Below are 26,303 nucleotides of genomic sequence, written 5' to 3'. Positions count from 1 at the left end.
ATTTTATTGTTTTGTTTTTATTGAATATTCAAATTTCCAAAGAATCACGGCCAAATCATGTGACCAATGTTACTAGGGGTTTTGGAATTCAATTGAAAAAATCTATGAGATGTTTTATCTTCCCTTTTCAAATCAATCAAACATCAGGTTGTAGTACCTCGAAATTTTTGTGTTTAATTCTATCATGGCAACCAAACCATTGGTTCTAAAAAACTCCTTTCCTTCAAAATACACTAAAATCCCGGGAACAGACATCATTCTTAGCTGTGCTGCCAATTCCCTGTTTTGATGGGCCTCCAATACTAGAAGTTCCATTTCAGGGAATTCCGACCTTACCATGTCCCGGACTTTGGGGAAAAGACCTGTGCATACCCCACACTTCTCCTGGTAGAAATATACCAACAAGGCAAGTTCGGATTTTAACAAGGCTTCGAATTGGGTCAAATCTATTTTTTCAGTTACTTCCATTGGATCGTATAGTTTACTATAAAATTGACATGGACCATGTTGACCTTGTTATAAATCCATTGAGGCTTTAATTCCCCTGAGAGCAAATTGATTTTACTCATCAGAATCATGTGAAAATCCAGTCCTTTTCCCCATTGGGAAGGAATATATTTTCCTCCAAAATTAAGTTGGGCATAGGAAGGAAAGCCATATTTATTGAATTCCACTCTTGAGGGTTCGGGGAGAAAATGGAGCCCTGCATAGCCATAAACCTGAAATCCGGACTTTGGGAAATTCCTTTGGTAGTAAGTAGTCAGTGCATCTACCTGATTATACCCTTCATTTCTTTCCCTTGGGATAAAAGTGAAAAAAGGATCTCTTCCCCATTCCCTCGGACTGAGAAACCGGCCTTGTCCGTCGATCCGTGTATAATTTGCCCACCAGATCATCTTGGGATTTTTTAAGCCAATCCTTCCACTGAATACAAAATTGAGGTCATCGGGATCTTTGTATTGCTTCAAGGGATCCGGATTTCCACCCTCTCCCAGCCCATGCTGCAAGATAAACTGCAGACCCGTTACCAGTTTGTTGGGGGTCCCTTCCAAATCCCAATCGTTGTTGGCCTGAGACAGCAAAGTGGAGGAAATATTATCCACATAAGTATGGTTGATTTGAATCAGCATGTCTTTGGTCACCTTGTGCTTCCAGTCCAATATGGTCACAAAGTCACTGCTCGTATTTCCTGTGTAGCCTGAGGGTTTTCCCAATACGCTTTGTCCTTCAGGATAAACACCGATAGATTCTCCCACAGCATACCAGCCGGAGGTCGACCTCGGACTTATTTTTCCTATAAAATCTCCTGAAAATTGATTTTTGGAATCCGGTTTAAAGTTAAGGCTGAGGCCCTCTACGAAGGTTGGGGAAAGTCTTCCATCCTGCGGATTCACAAATGGAGTGTTGATGACCATTCTCCCTGCTATGGCAGAAAACTTTTTTGAGGTGTAGCGAAGTTGTAACTCTTCTAATTTCCCGAAAAACTTGTCCTTAGGGTCATTTACATCAAACAAGCCGACCTCGTATCTATTGAAATTTCCTGTAACCGGATCTCTTTCCGTCAGTTCCGAACTTATCAAATTGCCAAATACAGTATACCTTCCCATCAAAGAGAAACCTTTATAATCTTTGGTTCTAAGTTGGATAAAGGCACTTTGACCCAAAGCATAATCATCCTTAAAGTCCTCCCAATAGCTAGTCGACATCCAAAATGAACGCAAACCAACAGATCCCTGAATGAAGGAAGGTTTATTGGACTCGGTGGAATCCTTTTCTTGTGCTAAGCTGTACTGACTCAATGGGAATAAAAAAATAAGTAAAGTGAAAGCTTTCATTTGGATGCGCTAGCTCTAGCTTCTTTTATTGGTTTGAATGGACCGAATTTGTGTTGCTCTTCCGTAAAATCATCTGAGAATGGACCAAATGGGTGGTCAATTGGTTTTTTGGAAATATCTGGCCAATCTTTTCTGATGTCTTTCTTAGGTCTTGGAAGTGAATTGACATAGGCTGCCACATCCCAAGCTTCCTCATCTGTAAGAATGGGTCTTTCAAAAGTCGCACCTAGAGGCATATTGGTTTTTACATATCCGGCAAAGCGGGACATTCTGAATAATCCTGCCCCATCATTATAGCTGTTATCTCCCCATAGCGGCGGGTAGATATGTCCTGATTTGTCTGGTTTTGGCATGCCCTGTCCATCAGCCATGTGACAGCTTTGGCACTGTCGGTCGTAAACTGCTTTTCCCTTTACCGGATCAGCTGCCCTGTCCAAAAACGGTACTTCATAGATCCCAACACCTTTTGGTGATTCGCCTTTTGGGACGTCTTTACCAAGCCATTTCATATAGGCTACCATGGCTACCATTTCTTTGCTGTTGTTTTCCAGGGCTTTGCCGTTGAGACTCCTTTCAAAGCAATCATTGATCCTTTTCTCCACATCCTCCATCTGCCCGGATCTTGCACGGACTTTAGGATAGGTAGAGGCCACTGCACTGTAATTATTGCCCAAAGGGGCGGTGCCTGCATTGAGGTGGCAATTCTGACAATTCATACCATTGGAAATTTTCTTCACTTTTCCGTTAGGTCCAAGATAAGCGGCTGTATTGGCGACAAGTTCTTTGCCATATTTGATATCCTCTGCATTGGGTTCCTGATCGACAGAACTCCATTCAGGAGCCATCCAAAGGCCTTCTTTTGGAACAACACCTCTGTATGTTTCTGACACAGCGACGGTCAGGTTCTGCACCTCACTTGTATTGATTTGGTTTAACGGTGTAAGGCTTCCTCCACTAAAAACCATTACTATAGCACCAATCAGTACGGCAGTAAGCAGGGTCACACTCAATAACAATCCGACCATTAGCGTCAGCATTTTGAGTATAGGCTGGAATGAATCTTTCATAGTAGGGTAAATATAACAGTTACAAATTTGCCTACATTTTGCCCGTAAAAATTGTGATATAGATCACAATCTAAAAATTTAGAATGTGACTACCTGACCGAAACCAGAAAAACCGGTTTATGATTACTCTTTCCTGAAAGCAAAAATCCTCCATCAGATTTGATTGATGAAATTACTATTTGTTCATGAAGTATTGCCTCTGAAATGTAATTGATGATTAATTCCGAAAATGCTATTGAATCAGAAATGCAAAAATCCTCCACCCAACGGATATAGCTGACGTTATTGACATGGTTGTTCATATCAAGGTCAAAAGGCCTGACTTTCAGTTCCGAACAATTTTCAACTGCTTCAAAATCCGCTAACTTACTTGGCAAATTCTCTTGGTCAACATTTTCGGAAAACAATTCTGAAGGAAGGACTTGATTTGGTCTTTGGGGTCTTTTTGACTTGACATCCAACAAAAGCCATGCAGACATGGATTCTGCTATTGTATTCCCATTGGCATCTTCCACCAAAAATTCCCTCAATGCAAAAAGTTTATGGATTCCCCTACCGGCAGTTTTGACTACAATATGATCCCCCCAAGAAGGCATTTTATGAACTTTGATCTGCATTCTTGACAGCACCCACATATATCCCTTATCAAAAAGTGCCTGACCAAAATCCCTGCTATCAGCATGCTTCCACGCCACTTCCTGCATCAGATCACCTAAAGCTGACCACCTCAGTTTTCCGAAAGGATCTATCTGATAGGACAGGACTTCAAATGTTTTCTCATATTGAAAGGCTTTTTTGGGTTCCATATATCAATGTTTAGTCACCTCATCTACTGATTCGAAGACTTCCAATCTAATGGAGCTTAAAACTGCGATTCCGAGACCTGCCACTGCGACTATGGCAAATGAGGCTTTCAAGCTCAATAAATCTGCGATAAATCCGATCATCGGCGGCCCGATCAAAAAACCAAAAAAAGAAATAGTCGAAACCATAGCCAGAGATACTCCAGGCGAATAGAGCTTTGACCTCCCTGCAATACTGTAGGATATGGGAATAATCGCCGCTACGCCAAGGCCCACCAACAAAAATCCAACTGTAGCTATCACCGGAACTGGAAAAAGCACAGATAATATCAATCCACTGAAAATCAAAAGACCACTCATCCTAAGGATAAGAACCCTACCAAATTTATTGTTCATCCTGTCTGATATAAACCTGCCTGTCGCCATTGCTCCCATAAATGATACATAGCCCAAAGCCACCAAGCCAGGTTCTATCTCGACAACTTTTTTGAAATAAACACCGCTCCAATCAAACATACAACCTTCACAGAGCATACCCAAAAAAGCAATTCCTGCAATTCTCAATAACAAATCGTCCGGCTTTCTGATCACCAGTCCTCCTCCTCCGTCTGATGGTTTTTTTTCATTGATCAAATACCTCTGTGCAATCAATAATGCCATAAGTACTCCGGAGGATACAATCAGGTAATGATATTTTGGCAAAACTTCCATATAAATCATGACTGCACCCACCCCGGCACCTGTAAATCCCGCCAAACTCCACAAACCATGAAATGAAGCCAAAATGCTCCTTCCATAATTATCTTCCAACGACAATGCCTGAGTATTCAGGGAGATATTCATCATGTTTCCAATCATCCCAAAAACCACCACTACGGGCACCAACATCCAAAGGGAATTGCTGAACCCTATCAAAGGGAGGAAAGTCATGTAACCCACCACACTGATTAAAATCACAATCCGGCTTCCAAAATGGTGTACTGCCCATCCGGCTACAGGTAAGGCTACCAAAGACCCTAATGGTAAACCCAAAAGAAGCGTCCCAAGCTGAGACTCAGAAAGGGAAAATTTTAATTGAATATCAGGAATTCTTGCAGCCCAAGAAGAAAAACAAAGTCCTGCAATAAAAAACAAACTTCCGAGGGCAATCCTCCTTTTTTGAAGCAAAGTCATGAATTTCAATAGGGTTAGGTTCTTGGCTGCAAAGTAAAGGACTTTGTCAAAATTAATTTTGGTTTTGGTCAAATTAAATGGCAATTCGATAAACCATCACATGGAATCAAGGTTAAACAAAAAACAAAAAAAATGGAATTCATAATCGTAGGCTCAATCATAGCTGTGATCATCCTCATGATCAGGTTTATTATCAAAAGGGTTTTTGATGGACAATAAAAAAGCCAACTCTGTTAAGAGTTGGCTTTTGTGGATTTGGAATTACCAGATGAGTACCTCATTGGAAGATTCCTTAAAATTTTTTCTAAATAGCGGAATTATTGCTAAAAATTCATGGGTAGTGTTGGGCAGCAAATAAGATTTGGACATAGGTATTTCATATACATATCCTAAACGGACCATTGGAAATACAAAACCTAGCTGAAAATTATGGGCATATCCTACCCGATGCCCTAATCCCAACCAAATCTTATCCATCATCAATACTTTAAAATTGAATTCTGTATTGGAAGGAAGATTTTTCTGATGCCGGTAAAAAATGTTAAAAGATAAAGACATGTCCTCTGTAACAGTATTTCTAAATCCTCCCTGAAAAATGCCAATTCTTGGACTCCTTTCCATAAACACATCCCCAGAATTGATCATTCCTCTGTTGACATTTTGGACAGCATAAGAAAGATAGTAATTGGGATGAGTGACCGCTATCCCTAGGTTGAAATCAAGGATTTGCATATTTGCAAAACCATTCAGGTATTGCATGATTTTTGGATCCGCAGGTTGATCAGGAGACAGACGTGTTCCATCCAAACTGATGTTTTTATAACTTACACCTGCTCCAAGACGGAGTCCTGTGACTTCATTCAACTGAATTCTTGAGCTGTAGTTGCCCATCATTTCTGTTTCAGAAAACACACCGTATTGGTCATTCATAAAATTGAATCCAAAGGTATTTTTGTTTGCATCCATTAGGTCCTTTTTTCCGGATAGTTCCATCAAATCAAGCTCAACGGAAGCAAAGTAAGTTTTTGGTGCTCCTTCAAAACCAACCCATTGGTTTCTTACCAAACCTCTGACCGCAGAACCTTCATATCCTGTCAATGCGGGATTAAAATAACCCTGCATATGACTGAATTGTGCAATATATTTTCTGGTCTGAGCAGTGGTAATAAAGGAGAGCAGCGCAAAAAAAGTGGAGAGTATTATTATTTTTTTCATGACTTTTCAAATAAAGAGTTCCTGGAGTTTTAGAATCCTGCTGCCTGTTCCGGATTGATGTGATTTGGACAGGCAGCAGGATTTGATTTTGTGAGATACTTATTGCTTGAGGACGTTGAGCATTCCTTTTCGGATCTCACCTGTTTCTTGGACTTCGATTGTCCAGAAGTAGGTTCCGACAGGTACAGGATTGCCATTTTCTGTTCCGTCCCATTTCTGATCCGGATCGGTGGTGATGAACATCCTTACTCCTCCTCTGTCAAATACCTGGATCCTGACTCCCTCATAGAAGCGCATTTCAGGCACTCCCCATGTATCGTTTATATTGTCTCCGTTGGGTGAGAATACATTGTAGACTGTAATGTCTTTGACAGACTCACGGATCCGGGTGATTTCAAGGAATTTGTCAAAGGTATTTCCGTCCCTGTCGGTTACCCTGACGATGACCGTAAAGACTGTTTTGCCTTCCGCTTTATCCTCGCTGATCCAGTACAGCGTATTTCCCCTGATTTCAAAATATTTGTTGTCATAGCCATCTCCGATAAATGTGACTTCATGGATATTGTCCGCCGGATCCACGATGAGGAATTGTCCGATCAGGATTTCAGAATTGTCAAGTTTGCCTTCGAATTCCGCGACATCCAGACTTACATCCTGGGGAGCTGGTTTTGGAAGGACTGTTACTGAAATATTGGATGGCAGTTCATAGGCATCAAAAAGTCCCGGATAAGCTGTGTAGTCTCCGATGATCTGGTAAGCACCTCTTCTGTAAATATCCAGGTTTGACTTATCCCATTTGACGCCAAGGTTGACGATCATGCCCGAACCCAATACTGCCACCAAAGAATCCGGCAACATGGTATCTACTCCGGTGAATCCCCATGGAATATCGAAATCATTGATATTGATAAACATAATCGGTGATCTGTCCCTGACATAATCCGGAACCCCATCCTGGTTTGAACTCAGGTAGCTGATAGGATCCAATGGATTAGTGCTTTGGATGCCTTCAATATAATCCGGCACCAGATCCCCATCTGTATCCAGGTAATCGGTAGGATCAGTTTTGTCAGATCCTTCCTTTATCTCCTGGATATCCGGAACCCCATCCTCATCAGCATCCATTCTGACTGTTGAGATGGTAAATGCAGAAGCTGAGGCTCTATAAAGAGCATGGTTTTTAATTTGGACAGAAGTATCCTGTATTTCCTGGCTATCCTCAAAAAGCCAATCCAAACCTTCCTTTCTAACCAAAGATTTCAACTCAAAATCCTCCGGCTCAGCTTCTTTAGTCCACGAAAACTGCAAGTCCGCAATTCCATCCTCATTTAGGGGAGTGACTTTCCAGAAATATGGTAAAGATTCCGGTTCGCTCCCCGATTCCATGCCGATTGAATAAGCAGTGGCCGTGGATCGGTTGATAATGCTTATACCTGTTTTAGTACCGATACCTACCTTTATGGTAGCAATATCACCTTTTTGCATCATCCGGGTCTTCAATAAAGCATCTGGACTTAATAACTCAATAAATCTTCCAAAAGGCAATTTTATCGCCTCCGCTTGGATGATTTGGCTGTTGTCCCTGAGTTTTATTGAAGGCGCGGAAAATATCGTGCCTTCTCCCGTCAAGCTTAACTTAGCATCTCCAACCAAGGTGAGGCTTTGGGAAAAGAGCTCTGTTGAAATAATAGTAAGAAGAAAAATCCCTACTGAGAGTATTAACCTATTTTTCATATCATTTTTGTGTATGTAAGCTTTTTCAAGCCTATCCAAATAAAAATCGGGTATTAAAGGATTGAATCTAATGCGGCAAAAACCAATTTTATGACCTGCCTTTTATTCAACCTTTTTATTTGATTTCTTTTACCACAATCTTACCAATCAGGTTTACATCTGTTCCTTGTGTTTTCTCAAGTTCCAAAACAACATCCGTTTCTGCTTTGTATAAGAAGTTTGTTGTTGAAATGTTGTAAGAAACATCTGAACCACCTTGTCCAAAATAAATTTCTGTTCCGAGGTATGCACTGTTCGTAGCATCTTTCATTCTGAATGTATGACCACCCGTAGCGTTGTAGATATAAAATGCTACTGTTACTTCGTACATTTTACCTGCATTCAAAGTTATTGATGATCCATTCATTGTAACTCCATTCACATAGGTAGCTGCAGGAAACATTGATGTCAGCGTTTGAGCTCCTAAAGTACTTGCGTTTCCGATGTAAGCATAAGCAAAGTCCGGCATTGATGATGAACCACCAGTTGCGCTAATGACACCACCTGAAATATCAATCCCTGTGCCTGCAGTATAGGTACCCGCTGGTCCGGTAGCTCCTGTTGCACCTGCCGGGCCTTGAGGTCCCATTGGACCTGTTGCTCCGTCTAATCCATCGTTTCCTGCAGGTCCTTGGGGTCCCATTGGTCCTGTTGCTCCGTCTAATCCATCGTTACCTGCCGGTCCCTGTGGTCCCATTGGTCCGGTTGCTCCGTCTAATCCATCGTTACCTGCCGGGCCTTGGGGTCCCATCGGTCCAGTTGCCCCGTCCAATCCATCGTTACCTGCCGGTCCTTGTGGTCCCATTGGTCCAGTTGCTCCGTCCAATCCATTGATACCATCAGCACCATTTAAACCAGCCGGTCCCTGTGGTCCCATTGGTCCGGTTGCTCCGTCTAATCCATCGGTACCTGCCGGGCCTTGGGGTCCCATCGGTCCAGTTGCCCCGTCCAATCCATCGTTACCTGCCGGTCCTGGTGGTCCCATTGGTCCAGTTGCTCCGTCCAATCCATTGATACCCTCAGCACCATTTCCACCAGCCGGTCCCTGTGGTCCCATTGGTCCGGGTGCTCCGTCTAATCCATCGTTTCCTGCAGGTCCTTGGGGTCCCATTGGTCCTGTTGCTCCGTCTAATCCATCAGCTCCATTCAAACCTGCCGGGCCTTGTGGTCCCATTGGTCCAGTTGCTCCGTCTAATCCATCGTTACCTGCCGGTCCCTGTGGTCCCATTGGTCCGGTTGCTCCGTCTAATCCATCGTTACCTGCCGGGCCTTGGGGTTCCATTGGTCCAGTTGCTCCGTCTAATCCATCGTTACCTGCCGGTCCCTGTGGTCCCATTGGTCCGGTTGCTCCGTCTAATCCATCGTTTCCTGCAGGTCCTTGGGGTCCCATTGGTCCTGTTGCTCCGTCTAATCCATCCGCTCCATTCAAACCTGCCGGGCCTTGTGGTCCCATAGGTCCAGTTGCTCCGTCTAATCCATCGTTACCTGCCGGGCCTTGGGGTCCCATTGGTCCAGTTGCTCCGTCTAATCCATCAACTCCGTTCAAACCTGCAGTACCTTGCGGTCCCATCGGCCCAGTTGCTCCGTCTAATCCATTTATTCCATCAGCACCATTTAAACCTGCCGGACCTGGGGGGCCCATTGGTCCGGTTGCCCCGTCCAATCCATCGTTACCTGCTGGTCCCTGGGGTCCCATCGGTCCAGTTGCTCCGTCTAATCCATCGTTACCTGCCGGGCCTTGGGGTTCCATTGGTCCAGTTGCTCCGTCTAATCCATCAACTCCGTTCAAACCTGCAGTACCTTGCGGTCCCACCGGCCCAGTTGCTCCGTCTAATCCATTTATTCCATCAGCACCATTTAAACCTGCCGGACCTTGGGGGCCCATTGGTCCAGTTGCCCCGTCCAATCCATCGTTACCTGCTGGTCCCTGGGGTCCCATCGGTCCAGTTGCTCCGTCTAATCCATTTATTCCATCAGCACCATTTAAACCTGCGGGACCTTGGGGCCCTGTCGCTCCGTCTATACCGTTTAAACCTGCCGGGCCCTGTGGTCCCATCGGTCCAGTTGCTCCGTCCAATCCATTGATACCATCAGCACCATTTAAACCTGCCGGGCCTTGGGGTCCCATTGGTCCAGTTGCCCCGTCCAATCCATCGTTACCTGCTGGTCCCTGGGGTCCCATCGGTCCAGTTGCTCCGTCTAATCCATTTATTCCATCAGCACCATTTAAACCTGCGGGACCTTGGGGCCCTGTCGCTCCGTCTATACCGTATTTACCTGCCGGGCCCTGTGGTCCCATCGGTCCAGTTGCTCCGTCCAATCCATTGATACCATCAGCACCATTTAAACCTGCCGGGCCTTGGGGTCCCATTGGTCCAGTTGCCCCGTCCAATCCATCGTTACCTGCTGGTCCCTGGGGTCCCATCGGTCCTGTTGCTCCGTCTAATCCATTTATTCCATCAGCACCATTCAAACCTGCCGGGCCTTGGGGTCCGGTCGCTCCATCTGCACCATTTAAACCTGCCGGGCCCTGTGGTCCCATCGGTCCAGTTGCTCCGTCCAATCCATTGATTCCATCAGCACCATTTAAACCTGCCGGACCTTGGGGGCCCATTGGTCCAGTTGCCCCGTCCAATCCATCGTTACCTGCTGGTCCCTGGGGTCCCATCGGTCCTGTTGCTCCGTCTAATCCATTTATTCCATCAGCACCATTCAAACCTGCCGGGCCTTGGGGTCCGGTCGCTCCATCTGCACCATTTAAACCTGCAGGGCCCTGTGGTCCCATTGGTCCGGTTGCTCCGTCCAATCCATTGATTCCATCAGCACCGTTCAAACCTGCCGGGCCTTGAGGTCCTTGAGGTCCCAGTGGTCCTGTTGCTCCGTCTAATCCATTTACACCATTTATACCGTCAAGTCCATTCAAACCTGCCGGGCCTTGGGGGCCAGTCGCTCCATCTGCACCATTTAAACCTACCGGGCCCTGTGGTCCCATTGGTCCGGTTGCTCCGTCCTATCCATTGATTCCATTAATTCCGTCAATTCCATTCAAACCTGCCGGGCCTTGGGGGCCGGTCGCTCCATCTGCACCATTTAAACCTGCCGGGCCCTGTGGTCCCATTGGTCCGGTTGCTCCGTCCAATCCATTGATTCCATCAGCACCATTCAAACCTGCCGGGCCTTGGGGTCCCATTGGTCCATTTGCCCCGTCCAAACCATCGGTACCTGCTGGTCCATGGGGTCCCATCGGTCCTGTTGCTCCGGCGAATCCATTGATTCCATCAGCACCATTCAAACCTGCCGGGCCTTGGGGGCCAGTCGCTCCATCTGCCCCATTTACACCTACCGGGCCCTGTGGTCCCATTGGTCCGGTTGCTCCGTCCAATCCATTGATTCCATCAGCACCGTTCAAACCTGCCGGGCCTTGAGGTCCTTGAGGTCCCATTGGTCCTGTTGCTCCGTCTAATCCATTTACACCATTAATACCGTCAATTCCATTCAAACCTGCCGGGCCTTGGGGGCCAGTCGCTCCCTCTGCACCATTTAAACCTACCGGGCCCTGTGGTCCCAATGGTCCGGTTGCTCCGTCCAATCCATTGATTCCCTCAGCACCGTTCAAACCTGCCGGGCCTTGAGGTCCTTGAGGTCCCATTGGTCCTGTTGCTCCGTCTAATCCATTTACACCATTAATACCGTCAATTCCATTCAAACCTGCCGGGCCTTGGGGGCCGGTCGCTCCGTCTAATCCATTGATACCGTCAATACCGTTCAATCCTGCGGGACCTTGGGGGCCGGTCGCTCCGTCTATACCATTTAAACCCGCTGGGCCCTGTGGTCCCATTGGTCCAATTGCACCATTTAATCCATTAATTCCGTCAGCACCGTCCAATCCTGCAGGACCTTGGGGGCCAACAGGACCAGGGATTAAGGTATTAAGTAGTATCCAAGCATTTCCATCGAAATAATAAAAGCCATCTTCTTTATCTAGTTGATAGATTAAAAGTCCAGCTACCGGTGAAGGAATAGCAAGCTTTTGGGATTCTGACATTCTGGAAATAAGCAATCCTTTTTCAGTTGAAAGGATTTCTAAAGCCGCCGAGGCATTTGGCTTTTCGGTTCCAATACCTACTTGGCCATAACCGACCAAAGTGGAAAGGAATAGGAAAATAAAAAGGAAATTCTTCTTCATTTTAGAGGTGTTTTTTTTTGAAATACTTAGTTTATTTAATTTTATAATTGACTTTTACAAAAATCAAATAGAGAAGGTCTCTGCATGATTGACGAATAGGTAATCCTAGGATAGAGTGGAGGAATTTTCTTATGGGTGATGAGTTGTTCCTTCGTATTGTATTGTAAAGCAAACCAATACCCAGGCAGGATTCAACTTTTGTATGTTTCAAAATCGGATTTTGAAACATGCTTCCATTTAACAGGATTTACCCAGATTTGAAATCCAAAATTCTCGTATTAAAATCAAATCGGCATTTATCTATGCAGGTAAGAAATTTTTTGAAAAAACAGAAAATACACCGTTCATATTAGAATTGATGGAAGGTTTTTCCTATGCGCCCCAAAAAAATGAAACCGGGAGAATAGATTATTTTTTAGATTACCTAAGAAAAAAAGATAGTGATTATTGTTAAATGCTAACAATAAATACGGGTTAATTCAAGCCTATTAAGAAGCAGAGAGGGTATCCATCATACCTTTTTGATTAACCGGATAGGTTTCGAAGGAATAAGAATTGATAAAAAAATTTAGAACTAGGTTATTTTACTTGGAATTTAATCAAGTGGGAATTTCTTGGAATTTTTTCCAGAATTCAGAAGGACTAAACCCCATCTCTTTTTTAAAAGCATTGAAAAAAGTAGTCCGGGAATTAAACCCAGAAATCTCTCCTAGAGCTTCCAGTGTATAATCATCAAGGTAGCCTTGCTCTATTTTTGAGATGGCGTATTCTACCCTGTATTGATTTAAAAATTCATTAAAACCTTTTCCAAACTCCCTGTTGATGATGTATGACACTGATTTTGGTGAAACATTGATCCTGCCGGCAAACTGATTCAAAGTAATTCCATTTTTCACGAAAATCTTTTCTTCCTCAATTACATTCAAAATCTGTGATTTGATCAGTTCGGTATCAATTTGGGAAATAAAATCAGGTATTTCGTTGGCAGTTTTGGAAGGCAGATTTGGGATATGGAATGCAATTGTGTCGGTAACCTTGACTTGCATTTCTTCCTCCACTTCCATCTTGCTTTCTTTTTCAGAAAGGAAACCCACAAGGAACCCCGGCTTGAAATTCACAAAAAGATTTAAAAAAAACAGCCCAAGAAGAGACATCCTTCTGATCAGATAATTCTCCGCAGTCCAATCAACAATATGCAAAAGGTTTAAATTTTCAATCACTGCATAAGCAAGCTGAAATACCACCAGCCAGCCCAATACTATAAATGCAATCATAAAATCGTTGCAAATCTTTTTTCCACCAAAAAAATCAAACACTTCAGGTCGGTGCTTAAAGGCTAAATAGATTGAATAGCCAAAATAAACTGTCTGCAAAATTATCCTGAAGATGAAATGAAATTGGATAGGAATCAATCCGCTAGCTTCAACATTGATTTTGGCCGGATCTAAGGTCAAAGTTTCCGACAAAGCCAATTTTACTTCTTGTGATTGAATGTAAAAAGGAATCAGATCTATAAAATGTATCAAAAATGGCAAAAAATGGAGGGCATCCAAGGTTTTAAAACCACTCTTTCCAATAAGTGAATTTCTGAAAAACAAGAAAAAGAAAGGAGCACAGAGGTACATAAAAGGGCTGACTGTCCGTAGTAAATACGGAGCTTCTTTGATAAAACCCGCTTCAAACCATATATAATAGATAAGCAAACAAAAGTTATAAAAAAATAAAGAGGTGTAAAGGAGCTTAATCGGCTGAATGCTTTTGTCCTTGTTGAAAATTAGAATCAGGCTGCTGAAAGTGGCGGTGGCGAGAAGCATTACCACAAAGAGAATCTGGAAATTCATTGGTCAGAATATAGATTATGGTGATTGAGAAAAAGAGAGAAAAACGGTGAAATTTGTTTTTAAATTTAGCATCTTTTATAGAAAAAAAAAGGATAATTTTTATTACAAACCATTATTTATAATAAAAACAATAATTATATACACTTAAATTGATATGATTTTTAAAAAAATGCGAATTAAAACAATTCAGTAAAAAGTAAAAAGATGAAAATACCCTTAGAGAAATAGTTAAATATTAAAATAAATATGTCCCTTTGTGATTTTCCTTGATTAACCTATTTCGGTATCTTTTTTTTTGCAATTCGCTAAAAAAAATTGAAGAAAAACCCTGAATTATATTTTCAGGTCCATAAAAAAGGTTCTTTAGCAGTTGAAAAAAAAAGCCACTTCCCTTCGGAAGCGGCTCAGTGTTTAAGTTCAATTTATAGGTTTTTGAACTACAAATACTATACCAATAGAGACATAGGGTATTTTTAATTTGGTAATTTATGGGAAAACCTTCCATAAACCCAAGTGCCTGCTACTGCGCTGACTAAGGTCACCAGAATAACAGTGAACCCACTTCCTATTTGTGCAAAAAGAGGTCCCGGACACGCTCCTGTCAGCGCCCAACCCAATCCGAAGATAAATCCTCCGATGATCTGTCCTTTTCTAAATTCCTTATCGGTTATGACGATTTTATCGCCTTTGATAGTCTTAATATTAAACCATTTGATAACCTGAATCGAAAGCGCACCTACCACAATGGCTGATCCGATTACGCCATACATAAAGAATGACTGTAACCTGAACATCTCTTGGATCCTAAACCAGGATACAATTTCGGCTTTTATGAAAATAATACCGAAACCAACTCCGATGATCAAGTACATCAATAACTCCAAAGGACTTTCGCCTTTTTGCTCTTTATTTGGAGTTGTTCCGGCATTCGGTTTTTCTCCCTTTTTTACTGCTGTTCCCATTTTTTTCTAAAGATTAAAAGCCTACTAATTTCATCAAAGGACCAAGAAAGAGATGCGTCATCAAGAATCCTCCTGCCATGAAGAAGATCGTGGCGACGACTGACGGCCACTGCAACGAACTGATACCCATGATCGCGTGTCCTGAAGTACATCCTCCTGCGTACCTGGTACCGAATCCTACCAAGAATCCACCTATTACGAAGAACAGTAAGCCTTTAGCGGTAAATAAATTCTCCCAAGTGAAAATCTCGTGAGGCATGATGCTTCTGTAATCCGTGATACCAAGAGCAGCCAAATCACGCTGTGTGGACTCGGCAACTTCTATCATTTCAGGATTTGCAAGTAAGTTATGGCCAATAAAGCCTCCGATGGCGACACCGATGACAAATGCGATGTTCCACAATTCCTTTTTCCAATCATAGGTAAAGAAAGGAATATTAGCCGGCACACACATAGCGCAGACGTGCCTCAAGGAGGAAGATATCCCGAAGGCTTTGCCTCCGACAATCAACAAAGTAGGGACGATAAGCCCGATCATCGGACCAGCTATCCACCAAGGCCAAGGCTGCTTAATCCATTCAATAAACTGTTCCATTGTATTCTTTTTGTTTGTTTAGTTTTAAAATCTGTAATCAATAATAAAGTTTAAATTCCACATATCTACCCTATTGATCCTATACTTGTCGGGAACTTCGTCCTGGTTTTGGGCAGTTTTTTGGGCTACCATAAACTGAATATCCAATCCTTCTAGGTAATTGCTGAATCTGTAGTCCAATAGACCTGTAAAGTGGTAATAAGATGGGATTCCGTATTTGTTTGTTTTGAATGAATCCAACCCTCCATGATTGACTTTGCCTGCTCCAAACTGCGCATTCAAACCATTGATAGGCGTATCATAAGCATATTTGAAGACCAACGCATCCATATCACCACTTCCCTCATACCTCTCCCGTGACATACTTGCATAGAAGTTTTCCCTGCCCCATTCTCGTGGGAAAAGGAATCTACCCCTGTCATTTATTCCAAGAAAATTGGCTGAAATGTGATGCCGTCCTGAGTTCAGTCCGATTTTTGCACCAAATCCAAATGACTTTTCATCCGGAAGCATGTAGGTCTTTTCAATTTCTGAGTTTCCTCCGCCATTGACAGCTGTCTGAAAGAAACCCTGACCGCCCAAGTCGACCGAGGCATGTCCAAGATCAAGAACATAATCACCTTGCAAAAAACTCATGTTAAAGACATTTTCTGCAAAATAATTCCATCCCTGAGCGGAAAAACCATCTTTTCGATACTTCAGTCCGATCATACCCATTCCTTTTGAAGAAATGTTATGGGAATAATTGGATGGTTTTCCAAATGGATTTCTCCCAAAAGGATACACCCCAAACGATTCTTCCATACTAAACCAATCCACAGTCCCCCTTATGGTTACTGCACTCAACCAAGAAGCTGTTGTTTCCCATTTGGACTTTTGGTAATTGACAGTAAGTCCACTAAATATATTGGGCCTCATCCTGTTGTCCTGTTCATTGAGAAAAGGCGAATTGATCTTTTGTCTTCCAAAGACCGTTCTAAAATTTCCTCTTTTGTAAGAAATAAAGAACTCTTCCAATCTGTCAAGATCCGTCATATTCTCAGGATCGTGCATGTCAAACAGCAGGATTTCATACCTATTGCCTGCACCGGTAGTTGGATCAGCTACAGCAAGATTGTTTTCAAACAACTGAAACACAAAAAAGCCACTGAACCCTACTTGGAATCCTTTATATACCGGGCTGAGGTAACCCAATCCCGCACCAACTCCCAGTGCTGAATAATCAAGCAAGTCTCCCCTGTTATGGGTAGACATAAGAAATGACCTGATGTGGAAATCAAATTTTCCTTTTTCAAGATCATGTCCCAATTTCCTGCCGGATTCTTCATGGCCCGAAAGTGAATCTATGTGATTTTCCTGCGCTACTGTTGGGAAAATTAACCCCAAAAACAGCATCAAACTGATCAATCGCATTGTATTCAAAATTGCCCAGATTTCCATCCAATTACAGTGACATTTATCACTTTTTTTGATTCGAAATGAAAATGGCAAGACCGAAGTCTTGCCATGTGGGGTAAAACACAACTCTTCTGTAATTACTTTTTAGAGCAAGGTAGTAGGACATACATAGTCGCTTACTTTGAACAAAGCGGAATCCTTGATGGCGTCAAATCCTCCTTTGATATCCACGAGATTGTCAAAACCTCTTGCTTTCAGTATGGAAATGAACACCATTGATCTATAACCTCCTGCACAGTGGACATAGTAGGTCTTGTCTTTATTGATCTGAGCCATGCTGTCATTGATATAATCCAACGGCGCGTTTTCTGCATCAATCACATGTTCGCTAAGGTATTCACTGTTTTTCCTTACATCCAGGATATTTGCACCTTCTTTTTCGATGATGTGGGATAGCTCGTCAGTAGTTACAGTTTTGATAGAATCTACTTCTCTGCCATCGGCCTTCCAAGCTTCAAAACCACCCTTGAGGTATCCAATACAGAAGTCATATCCAACTCTAGCCAATCTTGTGATGACTTCTTCTTCTCTTCCCTCCTCAGCTACGATCAGGATTTCCTGCTTGAGGTCCGGAACCAATGCTCCTACCCATACCGCAAAACTTCCATCGATACCGATGTTGATAGAGTTGGGGATAAAACCTTTTGCAAAAACCTGCGCATCTCTTGTATCGATAACAACCGCACCTGTTTCGTTGGCTGCAGCCTCAAATGCCGCAGGACTTAGTGGATTGAATCCTCTGTTCAAAACTGTATCAATAGACTCATATCCTTGGATATTCATCATAACATTTTGAGGGAAATAAGCGGGAGGAGGTGTAAGTCCTGTAGTCACTTCCTTGATAAATTCCTCTTTGGTCATCTCCTGAAGTGCATAGTTGGTCTTCTTCTGATTGCCCAAAGTGTCGGTAGTCTCTTTGCTCATGTTTTTGCCACATGCACTTCCCGCACCGTGTGCTGGATAGACGATAATATCATCAGCCAAGGGCATGATTTTATCTCTCAATGAATCATAGAGATGGGCTGCAAGCTTGTCTTGGGTCAAGTCAGCAATGACTTTCTGCGCAAGGTCAGGTCTTCCCACATCTCCGATAAACAAAGTATCACCTGTAAACAAGGCTTCCTCTTTTCCTTCCTCATTGATCAAAAGGAAGCAGGTACTTTCCATGGTATGTCCGGGAGTATGGATTACCCTGATTTTTGCTTTGCCAAGCGGAAATTCCTGACCGTCTTTGGCTACGATGGCATCAAATCCCATCTTCATCCCGGTAGGTCCGAATACAATCGGTGCACCGGTTTTGATGGATAAATCCTTGTGACCTGAAACAAAGTCAGCGTGAAAGTGGGTTTCAAACACATACTTGATGGTATCTCCCCTTCTTTCTGCCTTTTCTATATATGGCTGTACCTCTCTCAAAGGGTCAATGACAGCAGCTTCGCCATCAGACTCGATATAGTAGGCTCCCTGAGCCAAACATCCGGTATAGATCTGTTCAATTGTCATATGCTTTTTTTATTTTTTCAGTTGAATGATATGTAAAATTATCTTTCTGTATTTTTCTTTAAAATGACTTTTGTCACATTTTCAAATTACACTTTCTGACTCAAGTTGTCCTCTATTACTTTGACCAATTGATTGGCAGGAACGACGCCTGATTGTCTCCAAAGGGGTTTACCGTTTTGGAACAAAATCAAAGTCGGAACACCTCTAACCTGATACGCACTGGCGGCATAGGGATTTCGGTCCACATCCACTTTGATGATTTTGACTTTATCACCCACCTGACGGGCTGTATCTTCTAGTATAGGTTGCATCATTTTGCAGGGACCGCACCAGGTGGCAAAGAAATCCACCAAAACAGGTTGGTCGCCTGAAATCAATTCGCTGAATGTTTTTGGTTGTGCACTCATGGTTATTATTATTTAGATGATACAAAGCTACAGACAGGGCCAATGTTGAACAGTAATTTTTATCACAATACCTTAAATGCTGTTAAAAAACAGATGGATTAGGATTTATTGATTATTTTCGCCCGAAACTATTATTTCAAAAACAATGCTTGACTATCAAAAGGCCAATAACCTCACAGGATGGCTGGTTTTTCTTCTATCAACTACCGTCTTTATATTGACAGTGGAACAGACCGCCAGTTTTTGGGATCCGGGAGAATTCATAGCTGTATCCTACAAACTGCAGGTACCACATCCTCCGGGAGCGCCGTTTTTCCTGTTGATTTATAGAATGTTCGGATTTCTGGCATTCGGAGACGGATTAGCTGTAGCCTATTGGATGAATGTCGGAAGTGCTGTTTTCTCAGGATTTACAGTGCTTTTCCTGTTTTGGACCATTACCTTATTCGGTCGTAGACTTTTCCAGATTCAAAAAGGAACAGAAACCAAAGGCCAAATCATCACCCTGATGGGTGCAGGTGTGGTGGGTTCTCTCATCTATACTTTTACAGACAGTTTTTGGTTCTCTGCCGTGGAAGCAGAAGTGTATGCCATGTCTTCCTTCTTTACAGCGATAGTCATTTGGGCATTTCTGAAGTGGGATGTGATCGAAGACCAAAAGGAAGAAAACAGATGGATGATATTTATCGCCTATTTGGTGGGATTATCGATTGGTGTCCACTTGCTGAACCTTGTTACTTTACCGGCTTTGGCTTTGGTGGTGTATTTCAAAAAATATCCTAATCCAAATCTCAAAGGAGGTATCATTGCCCTTTTATTGGGTGGCGTTGCATTGATTATCATCAACAATTTGATCATCCCCGGGCTTCCAAGTCTTGCAGGTTCCATGGAGATTTTCTTTGTCAACAGCATTGGGTTGCCATTTGGATCTGGAATAGTTTTCTTTTCCGCTTTGTTTTTGGGTTCCGTGATTTATGGAATTCTCTATTCCATCAAAAAAGGAAAAGTCATTCTCAATACTGTTTTGGTTTCCCTTGTATTTATTCTGATTGGTTATGGGTCATACGCGCTTATTGTCATCCGTGCCAACCAAGATCCTGTCATCAATGAAAATGCGCCAAAGGATATCATCAGCTATGTTTCTTACTTGAAAAGGGAGCAATATGGTTATCGTCCTTTGATCCATGGTCAGTATTTTGATGCCGAATTGGTTGATCAAAAAGAGGGTGCCCCAATTTATATGAAAGGAACAGACAGGTATGAAATCGTGGATTATTCTACAGTCAATGAATATGATCCTGCGAGGACAACCATCCTACCAAGGATTTATTCCACCCAAGACCGCCACAAACAAATCTACCAATCGAAGCTTGGATTGAGAGAAGGTCAAAAACCAACTTTCGGAGACAACCTCTATTTTATGTTTACCCATCAGCTTGGGCATATGTATTGGAGGTATTTTATGTGGAATTTCTCAGGAAGGGAAAGTGATTTTGCAGATGCGCCTTGGATGGGAATCACAGATTTTTTCTCAGATATCTATCCTGATTATATCAAAGAAAACAAAGCGCATAACAACTACCTGATGCTGCCTTTGATTTTGGGTTTGATCGGTTTGGTCTTTCAGGCAAAAAAAGACAACAAGTCTTTCTTTATCTCAGCCATGTTGTTTCTGATGATGGGTGTTGTATTGGTATTATACCTCAATTCTCCGCCTGTTGAGCCTCGAGAAAGGGATTATATCTATGTGGGTTCTTTCTATGCTTTTGCGATTTGGATAGGTCTTGGCGTGATGGCCTTGGCATACTATATAGAAAGATTGAACAAGAATCTCGTCGTGGCAGGTATCATCGCCACGCTCGCGACTGTGCCGGTGGCGGTATTGATGGCCAACCAAAACTGGGACGACCACAACAGACAGGGAAGATTTTTCTCTGTTGATTCAGCCAGAAACTTCCTTGCTTCATGTGCTCCAAATGCAATTTTGTTTACCGGTGGTGACAATGACACTTTCCCGCTTTGGTATGTACAGGAGGTTGAAGGCTTCAGAACTGATGTGCGGGTGGTGGTATTGAGTTACTTTGATACAGATTGGTATGTGGAGCAAATGGCCCGTCCGGTCAATGAATCGGCTGCTTTGCCATTTTCTTTGGATCCAAAAAATTATAAAAAAGGCACCAATGATGTCCTTTATGTAATGGAAAGAGAGAACCTTCAAGCCATCTCAGCTTCAGAATACCTCAAACTCCTCAACAACGGCAGTGATCTTTTGAAATTGGCAGCGTCAGGAAGCAAAAATACCTATAACATGGTGCCTTCGAGGAACCTGATCTTAGATGTCGACCTGGAAAATGTCTATAACCAAGGCCTAATCCCCGAGTCAATGGAAGGTCTGATGACCGAGCAAATCAACCTCAGGATCAAAGGGAATTACCTCACAAAAGGTAACCTGATGCTGATCGACCTGATTACCACAAATAATTGGGAAAGACCGATTTACTTCAACAATACTTCTCTGTCAACCATTACCTTGGATATTGAAGATTATGTGGTGATGGAAGGCATGACATATAGACTACTTCCTGTGAGAAAACCTGAGGGGATGAGAACCGAATTGGTGAATACCGACCTAGCTTATACCAATATGATGGAGAAGTTTGCTTTCAGGGGAATGGACAATCCTGACAATTATTTCGATGATGAATTCAGGAGATTTACCTCCAATCACCGCTCTGCGGTAAACAGTATTGCCATTGCGTTGTTAGACGAAGAGGATATGGAAAGGGCTGCGGAATTGTTGAAATTCAGTATGAAGGTCATGCCGCATGAGGCTGTTGCCTATGATTTGGCAAGTGGTCAGTCGGTGCCTTTGTTGTTTGAGGTTGGGGAAGATGACCTTGCTTTAGATGTGGTAGATAAAATTTCCCATAAGTCTATTCAGATGTTGGAGTTTTACAAAAAGACAGGTCGGGATTATGACCGGGAAGCAATGATTTCGATCGAAATGCTGAAGTTTTTTATCCCGTTGTTGGATGAAAGAGGGTATTCTGAGATTGCCGGAAATCTCAAAGCGGAATTGGAAAAAATCCTTGGGCCTGGTTCAGCCGGAGGAAGCCTGTTGGATAGAAGATAATTTGTTTGGTTTTTTGAATCCAAAATCCGGGTCCTGCTAAGGTCTCGGATTTTTTTGTTTATAAATTATCTATTGTAGAGTACTTAAAATTTTAATCAAGCTTATCTTGAAGGATTTTAATGATGATTCTCAATTAAACCATATGGCATTTTTCTTTACGTTTCCCCCTCGTGTCACTTTTTGTCTTGAAACAAAAAGTGACCAAAAAGTTCAAGAAATTTTAATCCTCCCCCGCGCTGTGCCACGCCGGCCCGGTAAAATTTCTTCCTCCCCACGGCGTTTCCAATATAAAATTTTTCTTAGGCATAAGATTCTGATATAATGCCCTTTTATATTATTATTCCCAGATCCTCTTCGACTATCAGGCCGCCCCATTGGGGTGAAATCTTGGTAGCCCCGTGCAAGGTGCTTATCTGATTCTAATACCTTCACCAATCTCAATGCACCGTAGCTCGGGGTAATGGAAATGCGATGTTGCCGGTTTTTGGAATCAAAAAGGTAAAGTAAGGAATAGGGTTTACACCAAAAACAGGGAAGGTTGATTCTTTAATATAGATTTATAACAACCGGGTAACAGTAAATGCAAAATAAAGACTGATCGTAATGGAATTACAAATTCCGAAAAATACGAAGGCGCAATTTAAAATTACGCCTAGCAGACACACAATTCTACTCCCAGAAAGGGAATAATTTAACTATTCCCAATTGTACCAAATCATATTATTTTCATTAGAAGAATCTCTAAATTTTCCTTTGCCTACCGGGTCATTTAGAAAATTTTCAATTGATGGATCAATACCAATTAGTACAAATAAGGGGACTATTCTTATTGATTCTTTAGGTTCCTTAGCACCATTCCCTGAAAAAATTTCCCATTCATTAAGTTCAAAACGAAAATACTCTGTTAACCGACATCCTCTTAATGCATTTAAATTAGTAAACACCAGTGACCTTTCCGGAACATCATAATTCCAAGATATTGTATCATCAAGGTATTTCCAAGCCTTGTTATCTTGAACCCAAGGTTTGGTCATATCAGGTGTATCAAGTGTGGATTTCTCGTTGTCAACAGGAAAAATTTGGAATGTGTTTATTTTATCGAGATTGTAATAATCAAGTGCTCCAAACATCATTAGTGAACTCCATGATGAATCAACTTCCTTTATTTCAAAATTACCTAAATCTTTTAAATGAATTTTTCTTGACTTTTTATCTTTCAATAAAACGTTAATAATTCCTTTAAAAATCAATTCTAAGTCATAATTATTTTCATAAAAAATCCCACCACCAAATAAAAGCTCAAATCCTAGGCTATTTAATAATCCAATAGTGTATGAATATCTAGGCGTTTTATGCGGTTTAATAAGATATCTATGATAGCCATATTTATCTATTCTATTTTTAATTTCAATAAATATGTCCTTCATTTTAATCTATTTTTATAATCTTAAAATAGGGAAGATAAAAATACGAGAATCATTGAAAATTTCCCTTGAGCTAGAAATAGGCAATTCAATACTCCCATTACTTCTTAAACAACACATAAAACAAATCCAAACCTTTATCCGTGTGGTCGACAAGGAGATAGTCTTCATGGCTGATTTCGGTGACGGAAGTGCCTTGCTGTTGGTGGAGTTTGTTTCGGTTCATCCTGTTCAGGATTTCGTATGGCCACCGCAGCGCAAAAGCCGGAAGCCTGTATTGAAGATCCAAAATATCAAATCGCATGATTTTGCGGACTGAGGCCCTGTTGGCTTCATGGTAATTCCATACTTTTTCATTCCCCCCGATTCCCAGAGATTCCACTTTATCAAAAATCCCCTTGCACAGATCTGTCAGTTGCGTGCCTGTGTATTCCCTTATATGCCAAGGGTTTCGCGAAAGGGTATGCTTAATATTGGGCGTGGAAATGATCGCTTTGCCGCCGGGCTTCAGCACACGATATATTTCCTGCAAAAAAAGCCTGTCATTTTGGATATGCTCGATGACCTGAAAGCTGACCACGGTATCATAGGTATTGTCCTTCAAACCGGAAAAAGGCGGAATCACGGCTTGTTCAAATTGGATTCCTGGAAATTTGACTTTAAGGTTCTCAATCACCTCTTGGATTTTGTCGATCCCGAGGTAGCTGTCTACATTTTCCAACAAAACCTCTACCCCTCTTCCCTCACCACAACCCACTTCGAGGAGCTTTCCGCTGACCAAAGGTTTGGCAGCAATGTACGCTTTGAGCAGACGCTGATGGATGGGATTGTCACTCACCAACTTATCCGAAGCGATTTCCGTTGTATAGGTAGCCATTCAAATTTTCATTAATTTGGGCAAAAATAAGGTTAATTTTTAATACAAGATGATAGGACAAAAAATCAGCGACAAAATAAAGCCAATTATAGGCCTGGTATTATTCCTCTTTTGCATTCCCTCAATCATTTTAGCACAACAAAATCTCGAAACGGCCAATCAGGCACTGAGGTATTCTCGTTACTCAAGGATATCTTTAAAAATCATCCCTGTCGAAGAATCAAACAGGACTTTCCTGCTCCAGATGACTGTCGAAAAGATCGAGGAAGATATAGAGTTTGGCAGCTATGAATTTTATTATGGTGTGGTTTCAAGTTTTCAGGAACCCCTGACTGACCAAAATTTGATCAGGCTCAACAGTCAGGACATTATCCGTGATACAGACTACCACTATTATTTTGAGAAAAGAGTGACTGTGCCTGAAAGTCAGCAAATGGCGATTGCCCTGATAAAAGCGGTAGATACAAGACAGGGGGATGAATATTTTTACCACATGGATCTGATTAGTCCTTTTATATTCGGCCAATCTAATTTTGGTGTTTATTATGAAGACAAGATTCCTTTTGATCAAAACTTTTTGATTCAAAATGAACCGATAGAATTTAAAGGCAGAGGGATTGTCAACCTCCATACTTTCTTTTATCCCAACACCTTTGATGTCCCGATGCCACCGATGGAAATCCGGCCTGCACCTGTCCCAAGGGAGGTAAAAGTAGAATATCAAGGCAGTTTTTTGGCAAATCTCCCAAAGGCCTTTGCAGGCGAGGGATATTACTTCATACAGTCTGATACCAATTCTACCCAAGGGGTAATGTTAAAAACTGTGCATGACATTTTCCCAAGGGTAAAGGATTACGATGAAATGGTGGATATGGTCACTTACATTTCCACAAGAAGGGAGCATGAACTCCTAAAAGAAGCCGCAGATAAAAAAATCGCTTTGGACCAATATTGGTACACCTTGACCAAAGACACTGTGTCTGCCAAAAAACTCATCAAAGAATATTTCAAGCAGATAGAGTTTGCCAATATCCTATTTACGGATTTCAAAGAAGGTTGGAAAACAGACCGTGGAATGGTCTATACAGTCATGGGGCCTCCAAACGAAGTGTACTTCAGGCAGGACAGTGAAAGTTGGTCTTATGGAACACCTGACTCAATTTCAAAAATAACCTTTACCTTTGCGCGGGTCAAAAATATTCTGACCCCTAGTTTTTACACACTCAATAGGTCAAGGGCCTTACAGCCCGAATGGTTCAAAAGCATTACATTATGGAGAAACGCGCAGATGGTTTTCTGATCAACAAAGGCGAGCAGGATAAGGATTTTATATTCGGTACTAGGGCTGTCATAGAAGCAATCCTAGCCCACAAGGAAATAGACAAGATTTTGATTGACAAAGAAGTCAACAATGAACTTATCAAAGAACTCCTCAAACTGGCAAAAGACGAGAAAATCCCCGTTGTCCGTGTCCCTGACGCCAAGCTCAACAGAATTACAAGAAAAAACCATCAGGGAGTAGTAGCCCATATGTCCTCCATCGAATATGCATCTTTGGACAATGTCATTGAAGAATGTTTTTCAAAAGGGATTTCCCCCCTTATTTTGGTTTTGGATAGAATTACAGATGTGAGAAACTTCGGCGCCATTGCCCGGACAGCAGATTGTGCAGGAGTACATGCCATCGTCATCCCCGAAAAAGGAGCTGCGCAGATCAACTCAGATGCAGTCAAAACCTCTGCAGGAGCACTGAACCACCTTCCGATCTGTCGGGTAAAAAACCTATATTATACAGTAAAAGACCTGAAAAAAATGGGGCTTAATGTCATCAGTGTCAGTGAAAAAACTGACAGATTGATGTACGAAGCTGATTTTTCTATTCCTACCGCTTTGATCTTGGGTTCTGAAGAAGACGGAATTTCCCCTGAGCTAATCGGACTGAGCGATGAATTCGTTAAAATCCCCATGTCGGGAAACATCGGAAGTCTCAATGTCTCCGTCTCAGCGGGTGTGGTGATTTATGAAGCTATCCGACAGCGATCCAAATAAGC

Annotated in this window: 20 protein-coding genes; 3 read left to right on the top strand and 17 right to left on the bottom strand. The window is 42.3% G+C overall.

Translation table 11 applies throughout. The features are described 5' to 3' along the window. Nucleotides 1–132: 132 nt before the first annotated feature. From NU887_RS15315 to trxA, 15 genes are all read right to left on the bottom strand, one after another. Complete coding sequence (locus NU887_RS15315) at nt 133–468, bottom strand: thioredoxin family protein (RefSeq protein ID WP_258424252.1); 336 nt, start codon at nt 466–468, stop codon at nt 133–135. Further along, on the bottom strand, nt 459–1,835 hold the full coding sequence (locus tag NU887_RS15310; RefSeq protein WP_258424251.1) for a hypothetical protein: 1,377 nt from the start codon (nt 1,833–1,835) through the stop codon (nt 459–461). The genes NU887_RS15315 and NU887_RS15310 overlap by 10 nt, the downstream gene beginning before the upstream one ends. Beyond that, nucleotides 1,832–2,902 (bottom strand): c-type cytochrome, encoded by a 1,071-nt coding sequence (locus tag NU887_RS15305; RefSeq protein ID WP_258424250.1) that lies wholly within the window; start codon nt 2,900–2,902, stop codon nt 1,832–1,834. The genes NU887_RS15310 and NU887_RS15305 overlap by 4 nt, the downstream gene beginning before the upstream one ends. 89 nt (nt 2,903–2,991) lie before the next feature. Then, entirely contained in the window at nt 2,992–3,708 is a 717-nt protein-coding gene (locus NU887_RS15300) for an acyl-[acyl-carrier-protein] thioesterase (RefSeq protein ID WP_258424249.1), read from the bottom strand. A gap of 3 nt (nt 3,709–3,711) precedes the next feature. Further along, nucleotides 3,712–4,878 carry an MFS transporter gene (locus NU887_RS15295; RefSeq protein WP_258424323.1) on the bottom strand — a complete coding sequence of 389 codons (1,167 nt, stop codon included), beginning with the start codon at nt 4,876–4,878 and terminating at the stop codon, nt 3,712–3,714. Between the two features lie 261 nt (nt 4,879–5,139). Next, the gene (locus tag NU887_RS15290) at nt 5,140–6,093 is read right to left on the bottom strand and encodes a PorP/SprF family type IX secretion system membrane protein (protein ID WP_258424248.1); all 954 of its coding nucleotides are present in this window, start codon (nt 6,091–6,093) and stop codon (nt 5,140–5,142) included. A gap of 99 nt (nt 6,094–6,192) precedes the next feature. Further along, the gene (locus NU887_RS15285) at nt 6,193–7,827 is read right to left on the bottom strand and encodes a T9SS type B sorting domain-containing protein (RefSeq protein WP_258424247.1); all 1,635 of its coding nucleotides are present in this window, start codon (nt 7,825–7,827) and stop codon (nt 6,193–6,195) included. Between the two features lie 115 nt (nt 7,828–7,942). Beyond that, entirely contained in the window at nt 7,943–10,858 is a 2,916-nt protein-coding gene (locus tag NU887_RS15280; RefSeq protein ID WP_258424246.1) for a collagen-like domain-containing protein, read from the bottom strand. An 18-nt stretch (nt 10,859–10,876) separates the two neighbouring features. Next, the gene (locus NU887_RS15275; protein WP_258424245.1) at nt 10,877–12,052 is read right to left on the bottom strand and encodes a collagen-like domain-containing protein; all 1,176 of its coding nucleotides are present in this window, start codon (nt 12,050–12,052) and stop codon (nt 10,877–10,879) included. Between the two features lie 599 nt (nt 12,053–12,651). Further along, complete coding sequence (locus tag NU887_RS15270) at nt 12,652–13,893, bottom strand: helix-turn-helix domain-containing protein (protein WP_258424244.1); 1,242 nt, start codon at nt 13,891–13,893, stop codon at nt 12,652–12,654. A gap of 473 nt (nt 13,894–14,366) precedes the next feature. Next, nucleotides 14,367–14,765, bottom strand: coding sequence for a YeeE/YedE family protein (locus NU887_RS15265; protein WP_258424321.1), 399 nt, complete (start codon nt 14,763–14,765; stop codon nt 14,367–14,369). 103 nt (nt 14,766–14,868) lie between these two features. Continuing rightward, entirely contained in the window at nt 14,869–15,450 is a 582-nt protein-coding gene (locus NU887_RS15260; RefSeq protein WP_258424243.1) for a YeeE/YedE family protein, read from the bottom strand. Nucleotides 15,451–15,474: 24 nt separating this feature from the next. Further along, nucleotides 15,475–16,863 (bottom strand): hypothetical protein, encoded by a 1,389-nt coding sequence (locus NU887_RS15255; RefSeq protein WP_258424242.1) that lies wholly within the window; start codon nt 16,861–16,863, stop codon nt 15,475–15,477. A gap of 129 nt (nt 16,864–16,992) precedes the next feature. Further along, complete coding sequence (locus tag NU887_RS15250) at nt 16,993–18,411, bottom strand: MBL fold metallo-hydrolase (protein WP_258424241.1); 1,419 nt, start codon at nt 18,409–18,411, stop codon at nt 16,993–16,995. 86 nt (nt 18,412–18,497) lie between these two features. Further along, nucleotides 18,498–18,818, bottom strand: a complete 321-nt coding sequence (trxA, locus tag NU887_RS15245) for a thioredoxin (RefSeq protein ID WP_258424240.1) — start codon at nt 18,816–18,818, stop codon at nt 18,498–18,500. 145 nt (nt 18,819–18,963) lie between these two features. Between trxA and NU887_RS15240 the strand changes: the two genes are divergently transcribed. Continuing rightward, complete coding sequence (locus NU887_RS15240; RefSeq protein WP_258424239.1) at nt 18,964–21,951, top strand: glycosyltransferase family 117 protein; 2,988 nt, start codon at nt 18,964–18,966, stop codon at nt 21,949–21,951. 695 nt (nt 21,952–22,646) lie between these two features. Here the strand turns inward: NU887_RS15240 and NU887_RS15235 are convergent. Next, entirely contained in the window at nt 22,647–23,378 is a 732-nt protein-coding gene (locus tag NU887_RS15235) for a hypothetical protein (RefSeq protein ID WP_258424238.1), read from the bottom strand. 97 nt (nt 23,379–23,475) lie between these two features. Next, nucleotides 23,476–24,252 carry a class I SAM-dependent methyltransferase gene (locus tag NU887_RS15230; protein ID WP_258424237.1) on the bottom strand — a complete coding sequence of 259 codons (777 nt, stop codon included), beginning with the start codon at nt 24,250–24,252 and terminating at the stop codon, nt 23,476–23,478. 49 nt (nt 24,253–24,301) lie between these two features. On the opposite strand from NU887_RS15230, the gene NU887_RS15225 reads away from it, so the two are divergent. After that, nucleotides 24,302–25,552, top strand: a complete 1,251-nt coding sequence (locus tag NU887_RS15225) for a GWxTD domain-containing protein (protein WP_258424236.1) — start codon at nt 24,302–24,304, stop codon at nt 25,550–25,552. After that, nucleotides 25,525–26,301, top strand: coding sequence for a 23S rRNA (guanosine(2251)-2'-O)-methyltransferase RlmB (gene rlmB / locus NU887_RS15220; RefSeq protein ID WP_258424235.1), 777 nt, complete (start codon nt 25,525–25,527; stop codon nt 26,299–26,301). The genes NU887_RS15225 and rlmB overlap by 28 nt, the downstream gene beginning before the upstream one ends. Nucleotides 26,302–26,303 lie beyond the last annotated feature (2 nt).

The sequence above is a fragment of the Aquiflexum gelatinilyticum genome, assembly GCF_024741135.1.
Classification (GTDB): Bacteria; Bacteroidota; Bacteroidia; order Cytophagales; family Cyclobacteriaceae; genus Cognataquiflexum; species Cognataquiflexum gelatinilyticum.
This window is presented reverse-complemented; position numbering and strand designations above follow the sequence as displayed.